Source organism: Clostridium paridis, from assembly GCF_016765615.1.
Classification (GTDB): Bacteria; Bacillota; Clostridia; order Clostridiales; family Clostridiaceae; genus Clostridium_T; species Clostridium_T paridis.
In genome coordinates this window covers 1-781 of sequence record NZ_JAESWA010000009.1, presented here as the reverse complement: position 1 = coordinate 781, position 781 = coordinate 1, and the positions used below count along the sequence as shown (strand labels likewise).

The following is a 781-nucleotide window of genomic DNA, read 5'->3' as shown; positions in this document are numbered from 1 at the left end:
GGATCACCTCCTTTCTATGGAGAACATACTTAAACTTACAATAGTAAGTGTTAAGTAAACAAAATAATAAATTGCACTTTAAAGATTACTACCTCTGTTTAATTTTGAACGACCAAAAGTTGTTTAAATTGTTCTTTGAAAATTGCACATAGTACAAATTTCTTTATTATTAAAGAAAGCCAGTTGGCAAAAAAGTAACTATTTAATAGTTACTCATGTAAAGCTGAATTTAAATCTAAGAAATACTCGCATATTACTAGATTTAAAATAAATTACTTTATAGGTTAAGCTATAAAGGGCGCATGGTGAATGCCTTGGCATCGGGAGCCGAAGAAGGACGTGATAAGCTGCGATAAGTTTCGGGTAGGCGCAAATAGCCTGTGATCCGGAAATCTCCGAATGAGGAAACTCACATGGGAAACCCCATGTATCCTTAAGTGAATACATAGCTTAAGGAGGGTACACTCAGGGAACTGAAACATCTAAGTACCTGAAGGAAGAGAAAGAAAAATCGATTTCCCTAGTAGCGGCGAGCGAAAAGGAAAGAGCCCAAACCAGAAATTTATTTCTGGGGTTGCGGACAGAACATAAATACTAAATTGCGTTAATCGAAGAGAACTGGAAAGTTCCACCGTAGGAGGTAATAGTCCTGTAGATAAAAATGCGAAATAGTCAGTTCTGATCCAGAGTACCACGAGACACGTGAAACCTTGTGGGAAGCAGGGAGGACCACCTCCCAAGGCTAAATACTACCCGATGACCGATAGTGAAGCAGTACCGT

Annotated in this window: 1 rRNA gene; it reads left to right on the top strand. The window is 38.5% G+C overall.

The features are described from left to right. Positions 1 to 282: 282 nt before the first annotated feature. Positions 283 to 781, top strand: a 23S ribosomal RNA gene (locus JK634_RS01470); the annotation flags it as partial.